At 53.2% G+C, this 2,108-nt stretch carries 2 protein-coding genes; one reads left to right on the forward strand and one right to left on the reverse strand.

The genetic code is table 11. The annotated features are described in order from the left end of the window. Window positions 1-84: 84 nt before the first annotated feature. Window positions 85-1,248, forward strand: a complete 1,164-nt coding sequence (gene dnaJ / locus RUMCAL_RS00890) for a molecular chaperone DnaJ (RefSeq protein WP_040646395.1) — start codon at window positions 85-87, stop codon at window positions 1,246-1,248. A 102-nt stretch (window positions 1,249-1,350) separates the two neighbouring features. Here dnaJ and RUMCAL_RS00895 read toward each other — a convergent pair whose 3' ends face one another. After that, entirely contained in the window at window positions 1,351-1,668 is a 318-nt protein-coding gene (locus tag RUMCAL_RS00895) for a hypothetical protein (protein WP_040646397.1), read from the reverse strand. Between the last annotated feature and the right edge of the window lie 440 nt (window positions 1,669-2,108).

Raw genomic sequence — 2,108 nt, forward strand, 5'->3', positions numbered from 1 at the left:
TGTCGCACAATCTTTGTGCGGTATTGCCATAGAGGAACAGCCGGATTCCGATCGGGTCTGTTCAAGGGAAAGGAGCCAGCAGACATGGCAGAAAAACGGGATTATTACGAGGTGCTGGGGCTGCAAAAGGGTGCTTCCGAGGACGAGATCAAAAAAGCGTTCAAGACCATGGCACGGAAATATCACCCTGACCTGCATCCGGACGATAAAGAAGCAGCAGAAAAATTCAAGGAAGTCAACGAAGCGTACGAAGTGCTGTCTGACTCCCAGAAACGTGCACGGTACGACCAGTTCGGTCATGCCGGCGTAGACCCGAATTACGGCGGCGGAGCCGGTGCAGGAGCCGGCGGCTTCGGTGGATTTGGCGGTTTCAGTGATGTCAGCGACATTTTCGAAAGTTTCTTCGGCGGCTTCGGCGGCGGTTCCAGAAGCACTGCGTCCAGTGCCAATGCACCGCGGCGTGGCGGCGATGTAAACAGCAACGTGACGATCGACTTCATGGAAGCCTGCAAGGGTGTCAAGAAGAAGATGCGGATCACTCACATGGTGAAGTGCGACCAGTGTAACGGTACTGGTGCAGATGCCAATACCACAACCAGCACTTGTACCGAGTGCCACGGCCGTGGTTCCGTGCAGGTCAACCAGCGGACACCGTTCGGCACGGTATCTTCCACAAGAGTTTGCTCCCGCTGCGGCGGTAAGGGCAAGATCGTCACCAATCCGTGCAGCAAGTGCCGCGGCAGCGGACGCTGCCGGACTACCAGCGATATTGAACTGAAGATTCCGGCTGGTATCGATAACGGACAGGTGCTGCGTGTCGGCGGACAGGGTGATGCCGGACTGAACGGCGGTCCCAGCGGCGACCTGAATGTTTCCGTAAATGTACGTCCGCACGATCTGTTTACCCGCAGAGGCGTGGACATCTACTGTGAGATCCCGATCACTTACGCACAGGCAGTGCTGGGCGATAAGGTGACTGTGCCTACCATTAAGGGCAAGGTGGAATATGACATTCCGGAGGGTACACAGAGCGGCACCAAGTTCCGTCTACGCGGCGAGGGTGTCAAGTATCTGGGCAGAGAATCCTATGGTGACCAGTATGTCACCGTAGTGGTAGAAGTGCCGAGAAAGCTGACACGCCAGCAGAAGGAACTGCTGCAAAAGTTCGACGACAGTCTGGAAGAAAAAAATCAGGCGAAGCGGCAGAGTTTCTTTGAAAAGCTGAAGCGTCGCTTTGAACAGCAGTAATTGCAGAGCATTCCCTGAAAATGCATGAAAAGAGCCTCATTTCCGCAGCTTTTGCAGAAATGAGGCTCTTGTTTTGTCCGGAGCATGTGCACACGCTCTGGGTTAGCGGCTGCTGTCGTCCGTGGAATCTGTCTTGGAATCGTCGTCGTTCATCAGATCGCCGGCAGCGTCCCCTGCATCTTTGACGGCGTCGCCCGCTGCATCGCCGGCATCACGTACCGCATCGCCTGCATCGGTGACAATATCCCGCACGCCGTCCTCTACATCGCTCATCACGCCGCCGTCTTCGCGGCTGGTATCTGTGGCAGAAGTGCTTGTGGAATCACCGGCGGAGCTGTCATTCTTACTGCCGCAGCCGGTGAATGCACTGCCGATCAGGAGCATTGCCATAGGCAGTGCCAGAAATCGATAGTTTTTCATGGATCTCACCTCGTTTTTGAAAGTCGCGAAGAAGAAATGCATTCCATTTTGCAGGAATGTGCTTCAATGCCTCGCAGAATTAGGATTTCCCACATTCCGCGAAATATTCTCTTTCCACATTTCCACGGCTGTAAAATCTGCGAAATTCCGCGAATTTTACAGAATCGACAGGATCTTTCACCGGTATTTCCCCAACTTTTCAACACAGTTTTCCACAACACAGGGGAAAACCAGTTACAAACCGGTTACGATCTGGCGAGTTTTGCACAGGGTGTTGGTGCCGGATCCCCGTAAATTGTGCAATGTTTGTCATAAATTCGAAAGGATACGCAAAAAACCACGGTTTTTGTTTTCCACAAGTTGTTGAAAGTGCTGTGGAAAACGCGGGAGAAGTGTGGAAATAGTGTTTCCTTAGGCAATACCGCACAAAGAGCGTCTGG

It is taken from the genome of Ruminococcus callidus ATCC 27760 (genome assembly GCF_000468015.1).
GTDB lineage: Bacteria > Bacillota > Clostridia > Oscillospirales > Ruminococcaceae > Ruminococcus_C > Ruminococcus_C callidus.

Bases quoted from the DNA above. Each gene is read 5' to 3' on its own strand.
- dnaJ (WP_040646395.1), top strand. From the start codon at position 85: ATGGCAGAAAAACGGGATTATTACGAGGTGCTGGGGCTGCAAAAGGGT.
- RUMCAL_RS00895 (WP_040646397.1), bottom strand. From the start codon at position 1,668: ATGAAAAACTATCGATTTCTGGCACTGCCTATGGCAATGCTCCTGATC.